Consider the following 16,597-nt stretch of genomic DNA (forward strand, 5'->3'; position numbering starts at 1 on the left):
TTCTGTCTGAGATCTATCAACCTACTATCGTAATCAACCCAAATAATCGACTTATCTTTACGAAACCATGTCAGTTGCCGCTTAGCATAACGACGGGTTTCCTGCTGAATGTCAGCAATCGCAGCCTCCCGCGTCAGTTCATTTTGCACATAACGCACCGCCTGCTCATAGCCAATGGTACGCATCGACTTCAGTTGCGGCGAATAACCACGATCAAGTAACTGTCGTGTTTCCACCACCAACCCCTGATCCATCATCAGCATTACACGCCGGTTGATCCGATCATACAGCTCTGCCCGGTCCATACCAACGGCTACTTTGAGCACCCGGTAAGGCTGCTCTTTGAAACCATGCTCCAATTGCCACTGCGACAGAGGTGTCCCCGTCAATTCAAAAACTTCCAGAGCCCGAACAATCCGTGTCACATCGTTGGGATGCAGCCGTTGAGCCATCTGAGGATCACACCCCTGCAGACGGTGATACAGTGTCCCGGCGCAAAGGGCTTCTTCGTCCAGAAACTCGCGGCGTAACGCTTCATTTTCACCGGGCAAATCCAGCAAGCCATCAGTGAGGGCACGAATATACAGACCTGTGCCACCAACAACAAGAGGCAAATGACCACGCTGATGGATTTCTTTAATCCGCGCATGAGCCAGATCGGAGAAATTAGCCACGCTAAATTTTTCATCAGGGTCAACCACGTCAATCAAATGATGACGCACCGCCTGCTGTTCCTCCGCCATCGCTTTGGCCGTACCGATATCCATATAACGATACACCTGACGCGAATCCGCCGAGATCACTTCGGCTGGAAAGCGCCGGGCAATGTGGACCGCAAGGTCGGTTTTCCCTGACGCCGTGGGGCCCGTAACCACCACAAGAGGAATCCGTACACCATCTTTCATACGCGTCTGAACATCTTTTCCACGTCATGCAGCGTTAAACGCTGCATGACCGGACGGCCGTGAGGGCAATGGCGGTTAAAATCCACATCATCAAGCTGATGGAGCAATGCGACCATCTCATCCAACTGCAAGGTCTGATTTGCACGAATCATACCATGGCAGGCCATCTTGATCAGAACCTCATCGATGGCCTGCTGGGAAATATCACTGGACCCAACGGAACTGAAATCAGTCAGCATGTCACAAACCATTGTTTTAATGTCTTTTTTCTCAATATAGGCAGGAACCGCTTTCACCGCCCAACTTGTTCCGCCAAAAGGTTCCAGAACAAATCCCATGGATTCAAACCGCTCGCGGCAATCCTGCAATTCAGCGTCTTCGCGTAGATTGAGTTCAATCACTTCGGGAAATAACAACTCCTGCTGCTCAATACTCCCCTGCGCCAATTGATTTTTCAAACGTTCAAAGCCGATCCGTTCATGGGCGGCATGTTGGTCAATCAACACCAGATCATCCCCATCTTCACAGAGGATGTAACTGCGATGGAACTGACCAATGATACGCAGAGTGGAAAAATACGCCGACGATTCTTCCAGATCCAGTGTTTTTTCACCATCGGCATGACAACCAACCGGAGAAGATGAGATGACGGAAACCGGCGGCTTACCCCCATCGTCATAGGCAGGAAACGACTCGCGAACCTGGCTTGCTGCAGGCGGCTGCAGTGGCATAGAAACAGCGGCTTGCGCCTCAACAACAGAAGCCGAACGCACCGATGAAGGCGCTGGAACATGACGTAAATTGAGATCCGGTTGCGTTACGGGCTCTGCCGGTGGCGCAACGGCGGGAGCCATTTTCGGCTCACCGTCACAAACGGGCACGTCCTGGTGGCGGCGCAACTGCTGCCGAAGAGACGTGCTGACAAAATCATGCACACCACGCTGGTCATGAAAACGAACCTCATGTTTGGTCGGATGCACATTGACATCCACCTTTTCCGGTTCAAGAGCAAGAAACAACACACACATCGGATAACGTCCCTTCATCAACAGATGACGATAACCGTCAAGAATGGCATGTTGCAGCACCCGATCTTTGACAAAGCGCCCATTGATAAAACTGTAGATCCCCTGCGTAGAGGACCGGTTCAATGTCGGGTCGCCAATAAACCCCGAAAGATGGAGTCTATCATCGCCGCAATCAACGTCGATCAGTTTTTCCACCACTGAGCGCCCTAACACATCGGCCACACGGGCCTTGAGTGATTTTTGCCGGTAGAGATCAAGAATTGTTCGCTGATTGTGGATCAGGCGAAAATGCACATGTGGATGTGCAAGACTCAAGCGAGTGATAATCTCGGCAATATGCCCGAACTCGGTTTCATCACGCCGTAAAAACTTGCGCCGGGCAGGCAAATTGAAAAACAGGTCACGAATTTCAAAGCGCGTCCCGACAGAAGCCGCTTCCGGTTCATGGTGGCGCACTTCTCCGGCAACCAGCTCAAGCCGATTCCCCGTCTCTTCGCCAGCCTGACCACTGACCACTGCCAAGCGCGAAACCGCAGCAATAGACGGCAGAGCTTCACCACGAAACCCCAGAGAACTCAGATGAAACAGATCTTTCTCACTGCGAATTTTGCTTGTTGCATGGCGTTCAAAACATAAAAACAGATCTTCCTTACTCATGCCGAAACCATTGTCACTGACGCGGATTTTCTTTTTGCCACCGCGCTCAACATCAACAGTCACCTCGGTCGCCTGAGCATCCAGAGCATTCTCCACCAACTCCTTCACAACAGATGCCGGCCGTTCAACGACTTCACCAGCTGCAATCTGGTTACACAAGGTCTCAGGAAGGATGGCGATTCGATTATTTTGTGGCATAGACAACGTCACCAATTCAGTTCAGACAAAAAAGGACCGGCATACGCCAGCCCCTCTGGTTACTACATATCCGGAAAATCGCTCAGGAGCGCCGCTGTTCCATCTTGGACAATGTGGTTTCAATTTTACTCAGATGGGCATCAACACCTTGAGTTGCCTGAGTAAGGGGCAACTGAGCCAACCCCAGATCACCTGCCACACTTTGCACGATCTGCGGCACCACTCCGGTAAGTTTTTGTAAATAGGCCTCAAACAGACAATTATCACACAGCGTGTTGATCAGTCTGGGAACACCGGCGGAGTATTGAAAGATCAGCTTGACGGCGGGCCCGGAGAACAGCATGTTTTTCGCCCCAGACACCTGCAAGCGGTGCTTGATATAGGCCAGAGTCGACTCTTCATTTAAAGAATGTAGATAATAGCGCATGGCGACCCGCTGAGCGAGTGGTTCATCAAGGCGCAAACACTCCTCAACTTCCGGCAGGCCGAAAAAAATCACATTAAGCAACTTTTTACCGGGGATCTCCAGATTAAGCAAACCGCGAAACTCTTCCATCAAAGCTCGGGTTTGCAGCATCTGCGCCTCATCGATCAACACCACAGCCCGGCGCCCCTGTTTGTCAATCTCCAGCAACCGCTCATAAAGCTGCTTGAGAACCATCATACGATCAGCTGCCGGTTTGGCAACACCCAGCTGCATGGCAATACGGGTCAAGATCCATTCCGGCGTAATCCCGGAATGTACCATCACCAGCAACGAAGACTCATACATCTCTGAAGGCAGGGTGTCGAGCATGCGCCGAGCAAGTGTGGTTTTCCCCGAGCCAATGCCGCCCACCAGAACTGCCAACCCCTTATTGGAGTCCACAGCGCGTAAAACACGCGTCAGAGCCTGACTGTGCTGTTCACTGTCAAAGTAAAAACGGGCATCCGGGGCATTTGAAAAGGCCTCACGTTCCAGGCCGAAATATTCGGTATAACTCATAGCGCACTTCCAAAACAAACAATGTCGGCTCGAGTATCATCGAGCCGACATGATCAGGTCAATATCTTATAAATACGAAACCCGCGATTCACCTTGTGCTGAACCAGAGTCATCGTCAACCAGCTCCTTGAGTTCAATGATTTTAATACTGACATCACGGAACGTGGCATCATTATCCGCTACGACCTGATAGCTGGCCAAGGCATCAGCATAGCGATGCCATGCCTCGTAAAGCAGCCCGGTCTCGTAATACAGCACAACGCGATCCTTCGTACTCAACAAAGAGTCGGACAGCCCCTGCGTCAGAACGTCTTCAGCCTGATCAAATTTCTGTTGATCAATATAGCATGCCGCTTTCAGGGTCAAGCTGTCAATTTTACGCAGCGGACTGCGGATCGCCTTATCAAATTCAGCAATGGCGTCATCGTAAAGACCCATCTCTTTATAGGCCACGCCGAGATTGTAGGCCGATTCAGTATCTTCATCACCGATAACCGTTTGAACCCCGCGCTGGGAATCCGCCAAATCATGCACACCATCATCGGTAGTCGCCTGGCCTAATGACCCTTCGAGGCTGGAGTCAATATCCTCCTCGCCCATGTTGAGATCGACATTCTCCAACGGAGCGACAAAGGAATCATCAATCACCATGTCGAGATCAAATGATTCATCACTGTCCGCAGCCTGAACCTGAACAGGTGCCTTGGTCGGTTGCACATCGGCCTGGACCGCCGCCTCCGGTTTATCCCCTTGGCGCTGAGAAGCAATAGCGTCGAGACGCTGTTGAATCTCGGCATTGCCGGGACACGCCTGAGCCAAACGTTTGCAGACCTGTTCGGCTTCATCAAGAAGTCCCTGTTGCAGATAAAAGTCCGCTTCTTCCAAGTCGGTCTGAATATCAACGGGTGCCGAGCCGCCACTGCTGTCATCATCACTGATATCAAAACTGATATCATCAAAGGAGGTCTCGTCGCCTTCACCCTGAGCGTCATCAACGAGATCAAACTCCAGCTCATCAAATTCGACGGAATCGTCTGACGAACTTTCGTCACTGACAGACGGGGTTACCTCATCAAAACTAACGGTGTCAAACGCGTTAACATCACCACCTGCAAAATCATCGCCCGCAGCAAAATCATCTTCACCGCCACCGGCAAAAAGATCTTCCCCGGTCGAGTCTTCAGTGGACAGGACATTGAACAGCTTCTCCCCTTCACCAAGATACTCATACACCGCATGAAGGGAGGGCAGCAGCTCTTTGTTGTCCGGAAAAACCTCGTACATCTTTTCGTAAAAGGGTTTTAGTTCGGCAACACGTTCAGCGGCAAAAAACGCCTGCCGTTTTTTCTCCAAAGAACTCAGAGTCAGCTCGTATTGCTCAACATCGACACTGGCCTGATAAAGACGCAGCCAGTAATCCAGGTTATCGGGCTCAGCCTGAACTAACTTCTGCAGACATTCAAGTTCATGGGAGAAATCACTGCAGGCATGATAACCACGTGCCAAGGCCGACAGAACCGTAAGGTCCTGTGGATGTTGCCGCTGCAGATTGGTCAGGAACTGAACACCGCCCAGAGGCTCGCCGAACTCAACCATGGCCGTGCCGTAATTCACCTTGACGCCTAAATTGTCGGGCCACACCTCGGTGAAACGCTCGTAAAATTTCTGCAGTTGTTTGTAATTACCCAGATCGTGAATGCGCTGTTCCACCTTCTCAAAGGCCTGGATCGCTTCATCGGTTTTATCGATCTTGGCATAAAACTCTGCCGTCTGCATACCGATGGTAATATTCTCGGGATCAAGTTCCTGCATGCGCAGCAGGACCTTAATCGCTTCATCATGCTCTTGATATTGCTGATGGTGTTGCAACAGGACGCGGTACTCAGACAGGGCATTACCGACCAGCCCCTGCTGTTCATTGAGTTTGGCCAGTTTCAGGGTATACGCGGTATTTTGCGGATCAAGTTTCTGCATCTGCTTGTAAACCGCAATGGCCTTAAGGTAGAAGGTGTTTTCAGCGTAGTGCGCTGCAACCGTTTCATATTCCGTTAATGCCTCTTCAGTCTTTCCAAGTCGACTGTAGAGTTCAGCAAGCTTTTGGCGACTGCGCACATCCCGGTCATCGATTTTAAGCACCTTCAGGTACTCCTTAACCGCTCTGGCGAGATTATTCTTCTGCAGATGCTTTTGAGCTGCTGCTAAAATTTTATCTTTATTTGCCACAGGATCCTCTAAAACAAAGAGTGGAGACTTTGCTCCGTTGACAACGTTGAAATTTCCTTTAATGCTAAAGCACAGACCCGATTAGGTCAAGTGCATAATCCATTGAATTCCCAAAGGAAAAGTCGTCAACAGACCAACAAAAAGCACTCCGCTCTTTAACCTCTCCCACCATCTTCATGAGCAAAAAGACCGCTTAAAATTACTGATGTCTGAACAAGGACTTAAGGTCTTGAATTTCCTTGGAAGTCAAAGAGCGGCATTGCCCCTTGGCCAGCGTCCCTAATTCAAGAGAACCAATCCGTATGCGCTTCAAAGCACTCACCTCGAAGCCAACCCCCCGGCACATCCGCCGCACCTGACGGTTACGACCTTCACGAATTTCCAGGTCAAACCAACTGTTGCGCGGCGAATGATGAACATTGCGCACCACAGCTGGAGCCGTCACGCCATCCTCCAGTTCCACACCTTGCTCAAGTTGCCGACAGGCCTGAGGACTGATTCGCCCATTGACTTTAACCCGGTAGGTTTTACTGACCTGATGACGAGGATGCAGCAAATGCTGAGTCAGGGCACCGTCATTGGTCAACAACAGCAACCCCTCACTGTTGACATCAAGACGCCCCACCGGATAGACCCGCTGCGGAATCCCTTTTAAAAAACGGCGGATCGTCGGTCGACCCTGAGGATCTTTGAGCGTTGTCACATAGCCCAGCGGTTTATTTAGAAGCAGGTAGAGTTTCTGTTCCGCCCGCGGTAACGCCTTCCCATCAACCTCTATGCGGTCAACAGACGGATCGGCTTTGTCTCCAAGTGTCACCGAACGACCATTGACACGCACTCTGCCATCTTTGAGCCACTGTTCAGCCTGCCGACGTGATGCCAGCCCGGCTTGGGCGATCAATTTCTGTAAACGCTCAACTGTTGCCATGCCCGTCAAAATCCATTTCCAAAGAGAGGGCCCCGTCTTCAGGATCGGCGAACTCCTGCAAGTTGGGCAATTCCGATAAGTCCTTTAAACCGAAAAATTCAAGAAAATGGCGGCTGGTTCCATAGAGCAATGGACGACCGGGAACATCTTTCTTCCCGACAATTTTCACCAGCTGTTTTTCCATCAGCATGCGCACCACGCCGCCAGAGTCAACACCACGTAGATATTCAATTTCTGCCCGGGTCACCGGTTGGCGATAGGCGATAATAGCCAGGCTTTCCGTCGCAGCTTTGGACAGCCGGGTTACGCGACTTTTATTGAGCTTCAAAATCCACGCAGCGTATTCGGCACGGGTGCGGATCTGGAATCCACCCGCCACCTCCTGCAACACTACGCCGCGATTATCCTGAGCATATTCAACCATCAACTCCTGCAGCGCCTGGCGCAAGACCGTGGTCTCTACCTCAAACAAGGCCTGCAGACGATCAAACCGCAACGGTTCGTCACTGCTGAACAAAACAGCTTCAAGGCGCGCCTTGAGAGGACTGTCATTGGTATCCATGATCGACTCCTTCAAGCCGCTCCACCTCACCACGGCGCACAGATTCCGCCGGATAAAGATAGAGGGTTCCTTTCTGATTAAGCTGGACAACCCGACACAACTGCAACTTGACCAGTTCCAGAACCGCGATAAAGATGATGACAATTTCATCACGTTGCGGGGATGGCGCAAAGCAATCACGAAACGACACCATCTCCTTATGACGCAGCCGAGCCAACAGGCGGCGCAGCCCCTGCGCCACGGTCAGAGCCGATTTGCTGACGGCATGAACCGGAGGGGCCGGCGCTTCCTCAAGTAATTCGCGCAGAGCCTTGACCAGATCGTAGACGCCCACATCGTGAACCATCGGCTCCGGGTCGTCCTCAGCAACATCCTCAATGCCGTCCGGGCGCACAAACACATCACGATTCAGTTGCGGATAGCCTTCCAACTGCTCGGCTCCGTCCTTATAACGGCGATATTCGAGCAAACGCTGAACCAGTTCAGCCCGCGGATCAATCTCGTCCTCTTCTCCCTCATCCGGGTCACGTCGCGGCAGCAGCATCCGTGATTTAATATGCATTAGGGTGGCCGCCATGACGAGAAATTCACTGGCAATATCGAGATTGTGTTCCTTCATCTGATCGAGATATTCAAGATATTGCCGGGTAATCTGGGCCATAGAGATATCGTAGATATCCATCTCATTTTTGTGCACCAGATGCAGCAGCAGGTCAAGTGGTCCGTCAAAACTTTCCAGGTGCACTTGATAGGCGGCAGGAGTCGGAGTTTCGAGCAATTTATCCACGACTGAACAGGAAATGGATCACCGCCTCAACAACACTCCACTGTTGACCGGCGAAAAAAGCGACCAGACCGATAATGACCGGTCCAAGCAGGTTGTGCCACACATCGGTGAAGAAGACCACGGCAATGACGATAAAGAAACCAAACGGTTCAAGCTTCATCAACATGGCGGCATAGCGGATCGGCAACATGGCGGCCAGCACACGTCCACCATCCAGCGGCGGAACCGGAATCAGGTTGAACACGGCCAGGATCACATTGATATACAGACTGAAAGCAGCCATCAACGAGATCGGATGGGTCACAACATTCAACCAGGCCAGACCAAGCCCTTCAATTAAACCAACCAGATGGAGCAACAGCGCCGATAGCAGAGCCAGAGTAAAATTGGCCGTCGGACCGGCCAAAGCTACCCACAGCATACTGCGGTGAGGATGTCGCAGATTGGTCACATTTACCGGAACCGGCCGCGCCCAGCCAAAGCCGACAAACAGCAAGGCCAGGGTGCCGACAGGGTCCAGATGACGCAACGGGTTCAGGGTCAACCGCCCCAACAGCCGCGCGGTCGGATCTCCGAGACGGTCAGCCGCATACCCATGAGCAACTTCATGCACCGTCACCGCCAACAAGGCCGGCACCAGCATGATTGAAATTTTAAGAAAAATCTGTTCCATAACTCAGCGGAACACTCCACCTTTGATTTCAGGTATCAGCAGGACATTTGGCAAGAGCGAACAAAATCGACCTCATCCTGCCGTGACGAGACTTCTGCGTCAAGACGCGCATCACGTAAAAGAGCAAGCACCTCGCCGATGCGCGGACCACGATCAACACCTAGAGCGATCAAATCATCGCCATTGAGCAGCGGCTTCACATCGCGCCATTGGGTTAAGTACTGGGAGACAGCCAGCCGCACCGCATCACTGTGCGTACGAGCCATGGCATAGAGCAACATTTCATCACCAATCCCCTTGAGTCGTTGCGACACTTCACTGGGGCGATATTCGGCCAACTTTTGTTGATCGCGCTCCAAGCGATGAAAGACTTTCATCACCCGGCAACGTTCACCAACCAGAATATCCTGCCAGCGTTGGGGAACCGACAGTTTACCACAAACAGCGGCCATTGCGTCATCGGATAATGGCTGACTCAAGCACAAAAAATACACCACCCAGCGTTCAACGGGGCTACCGGTATAAAGCAACTCATGCCAGTGCAATGCTTTTTGCGCCTGACGAAACGACTCTTTAACCCGGGCATCAACCCGCCATTGATCACACAGACAGGCCAGAAGCCCCAACTCTTCCAGACGAGAGATCGCCGGAAAGGGGTTCTCCTCATTGAGAATAATGGTCAGTTCATTGAACAAACGCAGCGGACCGACGCGCTGAACAAAGTCCATCTCCACGGCACTGCGCAACAGATTTTCCGTATGCATACCAAGCTTAAAACCCAACCGTTGCTCAAAACGAACCGCCCGAAACATACGCGTCGGATCTTCAACAAAACTCAAGTTGTGCAAGACCCGAATCGCCTTGTCGTGCAAATCGCGCTGGGCGCCAAAGTAATCAAGCAATTCACCATAGCTGTCGTGATTCAACGCCAGCGCCAGTGTGTTGATGGTAAAATCGCGCCGGTACAAATCAAGCTTGATCGACGCCTCCTCAACATTGGGCAACGCCCCCGGTTCCAGGTAATACTCGGTGCGGGTAGAGGCTACATCCAGCTTATAGCCATCGTCAAAGATAACCACCGCCGTGACAAACTTCTCATGGGCCCGCACCCGGCAGGCGTGTTGGTCGGCAAAACGGCGGGCAAAATCAATGGCATTGCCCTCCACGACAATATCCACATCAAGGTTTTTTTTATGCAGCAACAGATCACGGACAAAACCGCCCACCGCATACACGGAACAGCCCACCTCATCGGCAACAGAGGAAATCTGACTGAGAAGTTGCTGAATCCGCTTCGGCAACCGGGTCTGAATCAGGCGCTGGACATGACGAGGGTGCAAGCCGATACCGTCTCCGGCCAACACCTGATCTGACGGCTGACGCAAGGCTCGACCACCGGACACCAGATGACGCAACAGATCGGCGCGAGTGATCACCCCAACCACCGCGTGTCCATCGACCACCGGCACAAACCGCTGACGCTGCTCAACAATCAGCTGCTGTACCTGCGACAGCTCCGTATCCGGGGCAACCCGGCCAAACTCCGTTGACATGTAATCACGCACGGCACTGGTGCTCAGGCCATGATGGATCGCCCGCTCCACGGTCTGCCGCGTGATATAGCCTTTCAGCTCGGCTCCCTCGACAACCAGCAGAGCATTAATATTGTAGCGGGTCAGCAAATCGCGCGCCTTGCTCAGCGCAGCCAGCCCTTCAACAGAGCGAGCCGGAGCTGACATCAGATGGCGGGCCTGCCATTGCGGTGCAATCACGTCATCGAGCAGGGTCGGCAAACCATCCATCACCTGCACCAGGGTCTTGTCACGAACCGTCGCCGAAGCGGCCGTGGCATGGCCACCCCCTCCGAGCGCGGCCATCACCTGACCGACATGAACCTGCTCCAACCGTGAACGCGCCACCAGGAACACCCGATCCTCCAGCCGAACCGCCACGATCAGCACATCGAGATTCTCCATATCGCGAATTTTGTGTGCCAGCACAGCAATATCACCAACATAGCGATCAATGGAAGCATGGGCCAGATTGACTTCAACGCCCTTGATGGTCATCACTTGGCGCGAATTGAGCAACTGATGGAGAAGATCTACCTGCGCGGCGGATAACTCTCGATTGAGATAGTCGGACACCACATCGAGCTGAGCCCCGCACTCCAACAAAAAAGATCCCGCCGCATAATCGGCCACCGTCGTCGATGAAAACAGCAGATTGCCGGTATCTTCGTAGAGGCCGAGCATCATCATGGTCGCCTGACGGGCATCGGGAATGAGCCCCCGCTCTTTGAGCAACTCACACATCAGGGTCACAGTAGACCCGACCCGGCGCACCATCTCAACGTCTGGAACACGCTCACTGGCGGCAATGGGATGATGGTCGTAGAGATGAAATTCGATGGCCGGATTCCGCAGCAACGGCTCAAACGGGCCGATACGTGACGCCCGGTTGACGTCCACCAGAATCAGACGTCGGATCTGTTTAACATCAAGCTCTTTGAAGCGGGTAAATTCCATGCCATGCGCATAATGTTTCAAGAAGTCACGCAAAGCCGGTTCCTGGGCTCCGGCAAACACCAGACGCGCCCCAGGATACAACAACCGGGCCGCAACCATGGCACCCAGGCAATCAAAATCGGCATTAATGTGGGTGGTTACAACATCCATCCAGGGTCCGCTTCTCCATAAGAGAGGTCAAAGACAATCATTCCTGCAACGAACCGATCCACTGATTGATATCGTCGATCCCTTTATCCCGACAAAACTGCTCAATGCCGTCAACAATCTCGCTCATGGCACCAGGGTTGACCAGATTGGCGGTTCCCACCTGGACAGCCGTGGCACCGACAAGCAGAAACTCCAAGGCATCCTTGGCAGTCATGATACCGCCGATACCGATCACCGGCACCGAGACAGCCCGCACCACCTGATAGACCATGCGCAGCGCCACCGGCTTAATCGCCGGGCCCGACAGTCCACCGGTGCCATTGGCCAGATGCAGACATTGCTTCTCAATGTCTACGGCCATGCCGGTCAAAGTATTCACACAGCTGATCACATCGGCCCCGGATTCCTCCACGGCCCGTGCCATCACCGTGATGTCGGTCACGTTAGGAGTCAACTTGACGATCAGCGGCTTATTGAGTTTTTCACGCACGCCGCTGACCACCTCGGCAGCGGCACAGGGTTCCGTGCCGAACACAATGCCGCCCTGTTTGACATTGGGGCAGGAGATGTTCAGTTCCACGGCATCTACGGCCTCAATATCGGAGAGTTTCTCAGCCACCTCGATATACTCGTGAAGTTGATTGCCGAAAAAATTGACAATCACCGGTGTGTTCAACGTCTGCAAATAAGGCACCTTGTCACGAATAAAGGCGTCAATGCCAACATTCTGCAAACCAATGGCATTGAGCATCCCGGAAGAGGTTTCGGCAATGCGCGGCGTCGGATTGCCGGCCTTGGGACGCAGAGAGATCCCTTTTGTCATCACCGCGCCGATTTTCTCCAGATCGAGATACGGCGCAAACTCCTGGCCATAGCCAAAAGTCCCCGATGCGGGCATCACGGGATTGCGTAGAGCCAGTCCGGCCAATTCGACCGCTAAAGAGGGTGTGGGTTGACTCATGCGGCACCTCCCGATTCCGGCCATTGCAGCAGTTCGGCATCAAAGACCGGCCCCTGACGACAGGTACACAGATAATCCGGCTCATCCTCACGATGCTCCTTACCCGGCACAACACAGCCCAGGCAGGCGCCAACACCACAAGCCATCAGTGCCTCCAGCGACACCTGCAACGGCGTGCTGTGTGTCGCACAGATCGCATGCACAGCGTTAAGCATCGGTGTCGGCCCACAGGCATAGACTTGAGCGCCTGGATATTTTGCCAGCTTGCGTTCCAGCACCGCCGTCACCAGTCCTTCCTCGCCGAGGCTACCGTCATCGGTGGACACATAAGTTTCCACCCCGAGACGTTCAAATTCGGTAATCCCCAAAATATCGTCACGAGTGCGGCCGCCCATCAACAAGCGGACTTTTCGACCCTGCCGACACAGATCTTCGGCCAATTTGAACAACGGCACCAGACCGATGCCACCACCGACCAGAATCGGATTTTCATCTTCAGTAGCAACAAACCCCTCGCCCAGAGGACCAAGTAACTCCACCTGGTCACCACGCTGCAGCGTTGCCATCAGTTCGGTACCGCTGCCAACCACCTTATACACCAGCTCGACAAACTCACGTGGCGGCATGCCACTGCACTCCGGTGGCAATGTGCCGGTTTTAAAAATACCGAAGGGACGCCGCAATAGCGGCTGGGCCTGAAGCTGCACCCGTAACATGACAAACTGTCCGGCTTTCGCCGTCTGCGGGTAGCCGGGGGCAAGAATCGCCATGCGGTAATAACCGGGGGCGATTTCGCGATTATGCAGGATCACGGTTTTCAAGTTTTGCATAAAAAACTGTGCCTTTCATGACAGTGCCTCAACGGGCACAATGATCAACTGGAAGATATGGACAGCTCGCAATGCATTAACAGAGCATCCTCGCCATCCTGATAATACCCGTTACGGCGACAGGACGTTTCAAATCCCCACCGTTGATACAATTCAAGTGCCGCCAGATTGGAAGCACGCACTTCGAGCAGAAGACGTCCTATCCCCTCTTCACGCAATTGGCGAAACAACGCCTCCATAACAAAAGAGGCAACCCCGCGCCGTTGCCAATGGCGGGCCGTGGCAATATTGTGAATTTCCGCTTCGCCGGCAACAATCCACACACACAAATAGCCAACAATCTCCTCTTCAACCACAACAACCGTCATCCGCGATAACGGATTGGCCAGCTCACGCTCAAAAAGGTGACTCGTCCACGGATGCTGATGACAACCCCGCTCGATAGTCACCACGGCAGCCAGATCGTCCGCCACCATTGGTCGAAGCACATAGCACGTCATGAAACCCATCCCGACCAGTCGTCGCAACCGCAGGGGGACAAAAAAAATACCAGTGCAAGCAACCCAGACGACCAAAAAGTGTTAAAATAAATCTTCAAACAATGAGCCAGCAACAATCTAAAAACATAAGTGCCCGGATTGAATAGGACTTAAAAAAAAGAATACCACCAAACAGCGCCACAGCATTTTTTCAAAATATAAACAATTCAGCGGCCTGTGTTGGCCGATGACAACCTGCTCATTGTTTCAAGATGAAAACTGATTGCATTCTAAGCCAGCCCCCGCGCCGTGTAAAGCAACAATCCCCCGGTTTTGGTGGAGTTTGGCGTTGACATCTTTCTGCCCATGTTTTATTACTTGACGCCACTTTTAACGAGGAGTTTTGACCGTGGAAAAGAAAAGCGTTACCTATAAAGACGCCGGTGTGGATATCGATGCCGGCAACCGTTTTGTCGACATGATCAAGCCGATGGTCAAGGCGACATCCCGCCCTGAAGTCCTGACCGACATTGGTGGATTTGGCGGGCTGTTCTCCTTCCACGCCGACAAATATAAAAAACCGACCCTGGTTTCCTCAACTGACGGCGTCGGTACCAAGCTCAAGCTGGCGTTCATGATGGACAAGCACGACACCGTGGGTATCGACCTGGTTGCCATGTGCGTCAATGACATCATTGTTCAGGGCGCTGAGCCGCTGTTTTTTCTCGACTACATGGCCACCGGCAAACTGGCCCCGGAAAAAGCCGCCGAAGTGGTCAAAGGGATCTCCGAGGGCTGCCAACAAGCCGGCTGTGCTTTGATTGGCGGAGAAACCGCCGAGATGCCCGGATTTTACAGTGAAGGGGAATACGATGTTGCGGGCTTCACCGTTGGTGCAGTTGACAACGACAACATCATTGACGGCTCCGCCATTACAGTGGGTGATAAAATCATCGGCATCGCGTCAAGCGGCCTCCACTCCAACGGCTACTCTTTGGCACGCAAGGTTTTCTTCGACCACATGGGCCTCAACGTCAACGACACCCTGCCGGAATTCGGGCAGAGCATCGGTCTGGAGATGCTGACTCCGACCCGGATCTATGTCAAAACCGCTCTCAACCTGATTCGTGACTTCACCATCAAGGGGATGGCACACATCACCGGCGGCGGTCTGCTGGAAAACGTTCCCCGTGTCCTGCCAAAACACTGCCACGCCGTAATCCATCGCGACAGCTGGGAAAAACCGGTTATCTTCGATGTCCTGCAAAAAGGTGGCAATATCGAAGACACCGAGATGCATCGCACTTTCAACTACGGCCTGGGTATGGTCCTGATTGTTCCCAACGAGCAATGTGAAGACATCCTGATCCGTCTCTCCGGTCTCAACGAAAAAGCCTGGGAGATTGGCGAGATCACGAAGAATGTTGACGAACCGCCGTCAGTCCTGCTTGACTGATTAACCCACGGGAGAACGGCGTGAATTCAAAACTGCGCATCGGTGTCCTCGCCTCCGGCGGCGGCACCAATTTACAATCAATCATCGACGGCTGCCAGTCGGGACGCATTAACGCAGAGATCGTCACTGTTTTGTCCAACAACCCTGACGCCGGAGCTCTGCAACGGGCAGCCAAAGCCGATATTTCGTATCAGTGCATTAACCACCGCGAATTTGACAATCGTGACGACTTTGACAGTTCCGTGGTTGCAGCCCTGCTCGATGCCAAGGTTGAACTGGTGGTGCTGGCCGGATTTATGCGCATCATCGGCCAACGTTTTCTCGATGCCTTTCCCGGCCGAATCATGAATATTCATCCGGCCCTGCTCCCAGCTTTTCCCGGGTTACACGTCCAGCAGAAAGCACTCGATTACGGGGCTCGTTTTTCCGGTTGTACGGTCCATTTTGTCGATGGTGGCGTTGATACCGGGCCGATCATCCTCCAGGCGGTTGTTCCCGTTCTTGATGATGATGACGAAGCCAGCCTGAGCGCCCGCATCCTTGAGCAGGAACACAAAATTTACCCCCAGGCCATACAATGGTTTGCCGAGGGAGCCATTCGGATTGAAGGTCGTCGTGTCATTATCGACAACACCCGGCAGACACCTGATGCGATGATCAATCCGCCGCTCAGCCCGGTGCCATGACGCCACTTCTGGTCAGCGCCTGTCTGCTTGGTCTCAACACCCGCTACAACGCTGAAACAAAAACCAACGCCCAGGTTGTCGCCCTCATTGAGCAAGCGGACATTATGCCGATCATTGTCTGCCCTGAGCAGCTCGCCGGATTCAGTACACCGCGACCCAGTTGCGAATTTATCCAGGGCAGCGGCGAACAGGTGTGGCGGGGAACAGGACAGTTAAAAAACAGCTTGGGGGACGATGTCACTGCGGCCTTTTGTCGCGGCGCCCAGGAAACATTAACGATCGCCCGCATGACACACTGCCGGATCGCCCTACTCAAAGAGCGCAGCCCGTCATGTGGGAGCCGTTTCATCCACTGTCAGGGCGAACTGTGCCCCGGACAAGGCGTGACCACGGTCCTGCTCCACCAGGAGGGACTACGTCTGTTCAGCGAAGAGCAGTTGGATGAGCTGCAAGAGTATCTCGGCAATTAATAATTCGACACTAAGCGATTGAGGGCTTTCGGAAAGAACCTCAATTAGTCCTTGATTCAGTAATTGAATCGTGCTACTTATACGCGTTCCA

At 53.0% G+C, this 16,597-nt stretch carries 15 protein-coding genes; 3 read left to right on the top strand and 12 right to left on the bottom strand.

Features of this window, described 5'->3' with window-relative positions; translation table 11 throughout:
• The 12 genes from miaA to rimI form a co-directional block, all read right to left on the bottom strand.
• A partial coding sequence (gene miaA / locus DACE_RS15980) for a tRNA (adenosine(37)-N6)-dimethylallyltransferase MiaA (RefSeq protein WP_006003027.1) occupies positions 1-905 on the bottom strand: 905 nt, incomplete at its 3' end.
• A complete protein-coding gene (gene mutL / locus DACE_RS15985) occupies positions 902-2,788 on the bottom strand; it encodes a DNA mismatch repair endonuclease MutL (protein WP_006003029.1) in 1,887 nt (628 codons plus the stop codon). The genes mutL and miaA, both read right to left, overlap by 4 nt.
• An 82-nt stretch (positions 2,789-2,870) precedes the next feature.
• The gene (locus DACE_RS15990; RefSeq protein ID WP_006003031.1) at positions 2,871-3,773 is read right to left on the bottom strand and encodes an ExeA family protein; all 903 of its coding nucleotides are present in this window, start codon (positions 3,771-3,773) and stop codon (positions 2,871-2,873) included.
• A 66-nt stretch (positions 3,774-3,839) separates the two neighbouring features.
• Complete coding sequence (locus DACE_RS17660; protein ID WP_006003034.1) at positions 3,840-5,996, bottom strand: tetratricopeptide repeat protein; 2,157 nt, start codon at positions 5,994-5,996, stop codon at positions 3,840-3,842.
• Between the two features lie 199 nt (positions 5,997-6,195).
• Positions 6,196-6,924: a pseudouridine synthase gene (locus DACE_RS16000; protein ID WP_006003035.1), complete on the bottom strand. Its 729-nt coding sequence runs from the start codon at positions 6,922-6,924 to the stop codon at positions 6,196-6,198.
• Entirely contained in the window at positions 6,911-7,486 is a 576-nt protein-coding gene (gene scpB / locus DACE_RS16005; protein ID WP_006003037.1) for an SMC-Scp complex subunit ScpB, read from the bottom strand. The genes DACE_RS16000 and scpB overlap by 14 nt, the downstream gene beginning before the upstream one ends.
• Positions 7,473-8,264: a segregation and condensation protein A gene (locus DACE_RS16010; protein WP_238326438.1), complete on the bottom strand. Its 792-nt coding sequence runs from the start codon at positions 8,262-8,264 to the stop codon at positions 7,473-7,475. Before DACE_RS16010 ends, scpB begins: the two co-directional genes overlap by 14 nt.
• A 1-nt stretch (position 8,265) precedes the next feature.
• Positions 8,266-8,946 carry a site-2 protease family protein gene (locus tag DACE_RS16015; RefSeq protein WP_006003040.1) on the bottom strand — a complete coding sequence of 227 codons (681 nt, stop codon included), beginning with the start codon at positions 8,944-8,946 and terminating at the stop codon, positions 8,266-8,268.
• Between the two features lie 35 nt (positions 8,947-8,981).
• Positions 8,982-11,624: a CBS domain-containing protein gene (locus tag DACE_RS16020; protein WP_006003042.1), complete on the bottom strand. Its 2,643-nt coding sequence runs from the start codon at positions 11,622-11,624 to the stop codon at positions 8,982-8,984.
• Positions 11,625-11,661: 37 nt separating this feature from the next.
• Positions 11,662-12,585, bottom strand: a complete 924-nt coding sequence (locus DACE_RS16025) for a dihydroorotate dehydrogenase (protein WP_006003045.1) — start codon at positions 12,583-12,585, stop codon at positions 11,662-11,664.
• A complete protein-coding gene (locus DACE_RS16030; protein ID WP_006003047.1) occupies positions 12,582-13,415 on the bottom strand; it encodes a dihydroorotate dehydrogenase electron transfer subunit in 834 nt (277 codons plus the stop codon). The genes DACE_RS16025 and DACE_RS16030 overlap by 4 nt, the downstream gene beginning before the upstream one ends.
• Before the next feature lie 44 nt (positions 13,416-13,459).
• A complete protein-coding gene (gene rimI, locus DACE_RS16035; protein WP_006003048.1) occupies positions 13,460-13,915 on the bottom strand; it encodes a ribosomal protein S18-alanine N-acetyltransferase in 456 nt (151 codons plus the stop codon).
• A gap of 388 nt (positions 13,916-14,303) precedes the next feature.
• Between rimI and purM the strand changes: the two genes are divergently transcribed.
• From purM to DACE_RS16050, 3 genes are read left to right on the top strand one after another with little or no spacing between them, the layout of a single operon-like run.
• Positions 14,304-15,350 (top strand): phosphoribosylformylglycinamidine cyclo-ligase, encoded by a 1,047-nt coding sequence (gene purM, locus DACE_RS16040; RefSeq protein ID WP_006003050.1) that lies wholly within the window; start codon positions 14,304-14,306, stop codon positions 15,348-15,350.
• Between the two features lie 20 nt (positions 15,351-15,370).
• Positions 15,371-16,036 carry a phosphoribosylglycinamide formyltransferase gene (purN, locus tag DACE_RS16045; RefSeq protein ID WP_006003052.1) on the top strand — a complete coding sequence of 222 codons (666 nt, stop codon included), beginning with the start codon at positions 15,371-15,373 and terminating at the stop codon, positions 16,034-16,036.
• A complete protein-coding gene (locus tag DACE_RS16050; RefSeq protein WP_006003053.1) occupies positions 16,033-16,506 on the top strand; it encodes a 2-thiouracil desulfurase family protein in 474 nt (157 codons plus the stop codon). The genes purN and DACE_RS16050 overlap by 4 nt, the downstream gene beginning before the upstream one ends.
• The last annotated feature ends 91 nt before the right edge of the window (positions 16,507-16,597 follow it).

Origin of the sequence: Desulfuromonas acetoxidans DSM 684, assembly GCF_000167355.1 — a bacterium.
Classification (GTDB): domain Bacteria; phylum Desulfobacterota; class Desulfuromonadia; order Desulfuromonadales; family Desulfuromonadaceae; genus Desulfuromonas; species Desulfuromonas acetoxidans.

Excerpts from the sequence above, each read along its gene's own strand:
- DACE_RS16000 (WP_006003035.1), bottom strand. The coding sequence starts at position 6,924 with ATGGCAACAGTTGAGCGTTTACAGAAATTGATCGCCCAAGCCGGGCTG.
- rimI (WP_006003048.1), bottom strand. The coding sequence starts at position 13,915 with ATGACGTGCTATGTGCTTCGACCAATGGTGGCGGACGATCTGGCTGCC.
- mutL (WP_006003029.1), bottom strand. The coding sequence starts at position 2,788 with ATGCCACAAAATAATCGAATCGCCATCCTTCCTGAGACCTTGTGTAAC.
- DACE_RS16015 (WP_006003040.1), bottom strand. The coding sequence starts at position 8,946 with ATGGAACAGATTTTTCTTAAAATTTCAATCATGCTGGTGCCGGCCTTG.
- DACE_RS16025 (WP_006003045.1), bottom strand. The coding sequence starts at position 12,585 with ATGAGTCAACCCACACCCTCTTTAGCGGTCGAATTGGCCGGACTGGCT.
- DACE_RS16050 (WP_006003053.1), top strand. The coding sequence starts at position 16,033 with ATGACGCCACTTCTGGTCAGCGCCTGTCTGCTTGGTCTCAACACCCGC.
- DACE_RS16030 (WP_006003047.1), bottom strand. The coding sequence starts at position 13,415 with ATGCAAAACTTGAAAACCGTGATCCTGCATAATCGCGAAATCGCCCCC.
- scpB (WP_006003037.1), bottom strand. The coding sequence starts at position 7,486 with ATGGATACCAATGACAGTCCTCTCAAGGCGCGCCTTGAAGCTGTTTTG.
- DACE_RS15990 (WP_006003031.1), bottom strand. The coding sequence starts at position 3,773 with ATGAGTTATACCGAATATTTCGGCCTGGAACGTGAGGCCTTTTCAAAT.
- DACE_RS16020 (WP_006003042.1), bottom strand. The coding sequence starts at position 11,624 with ATGGATGTTGTAACCACCCACATTAATGCCGATTTTGATTGCCTGGGT.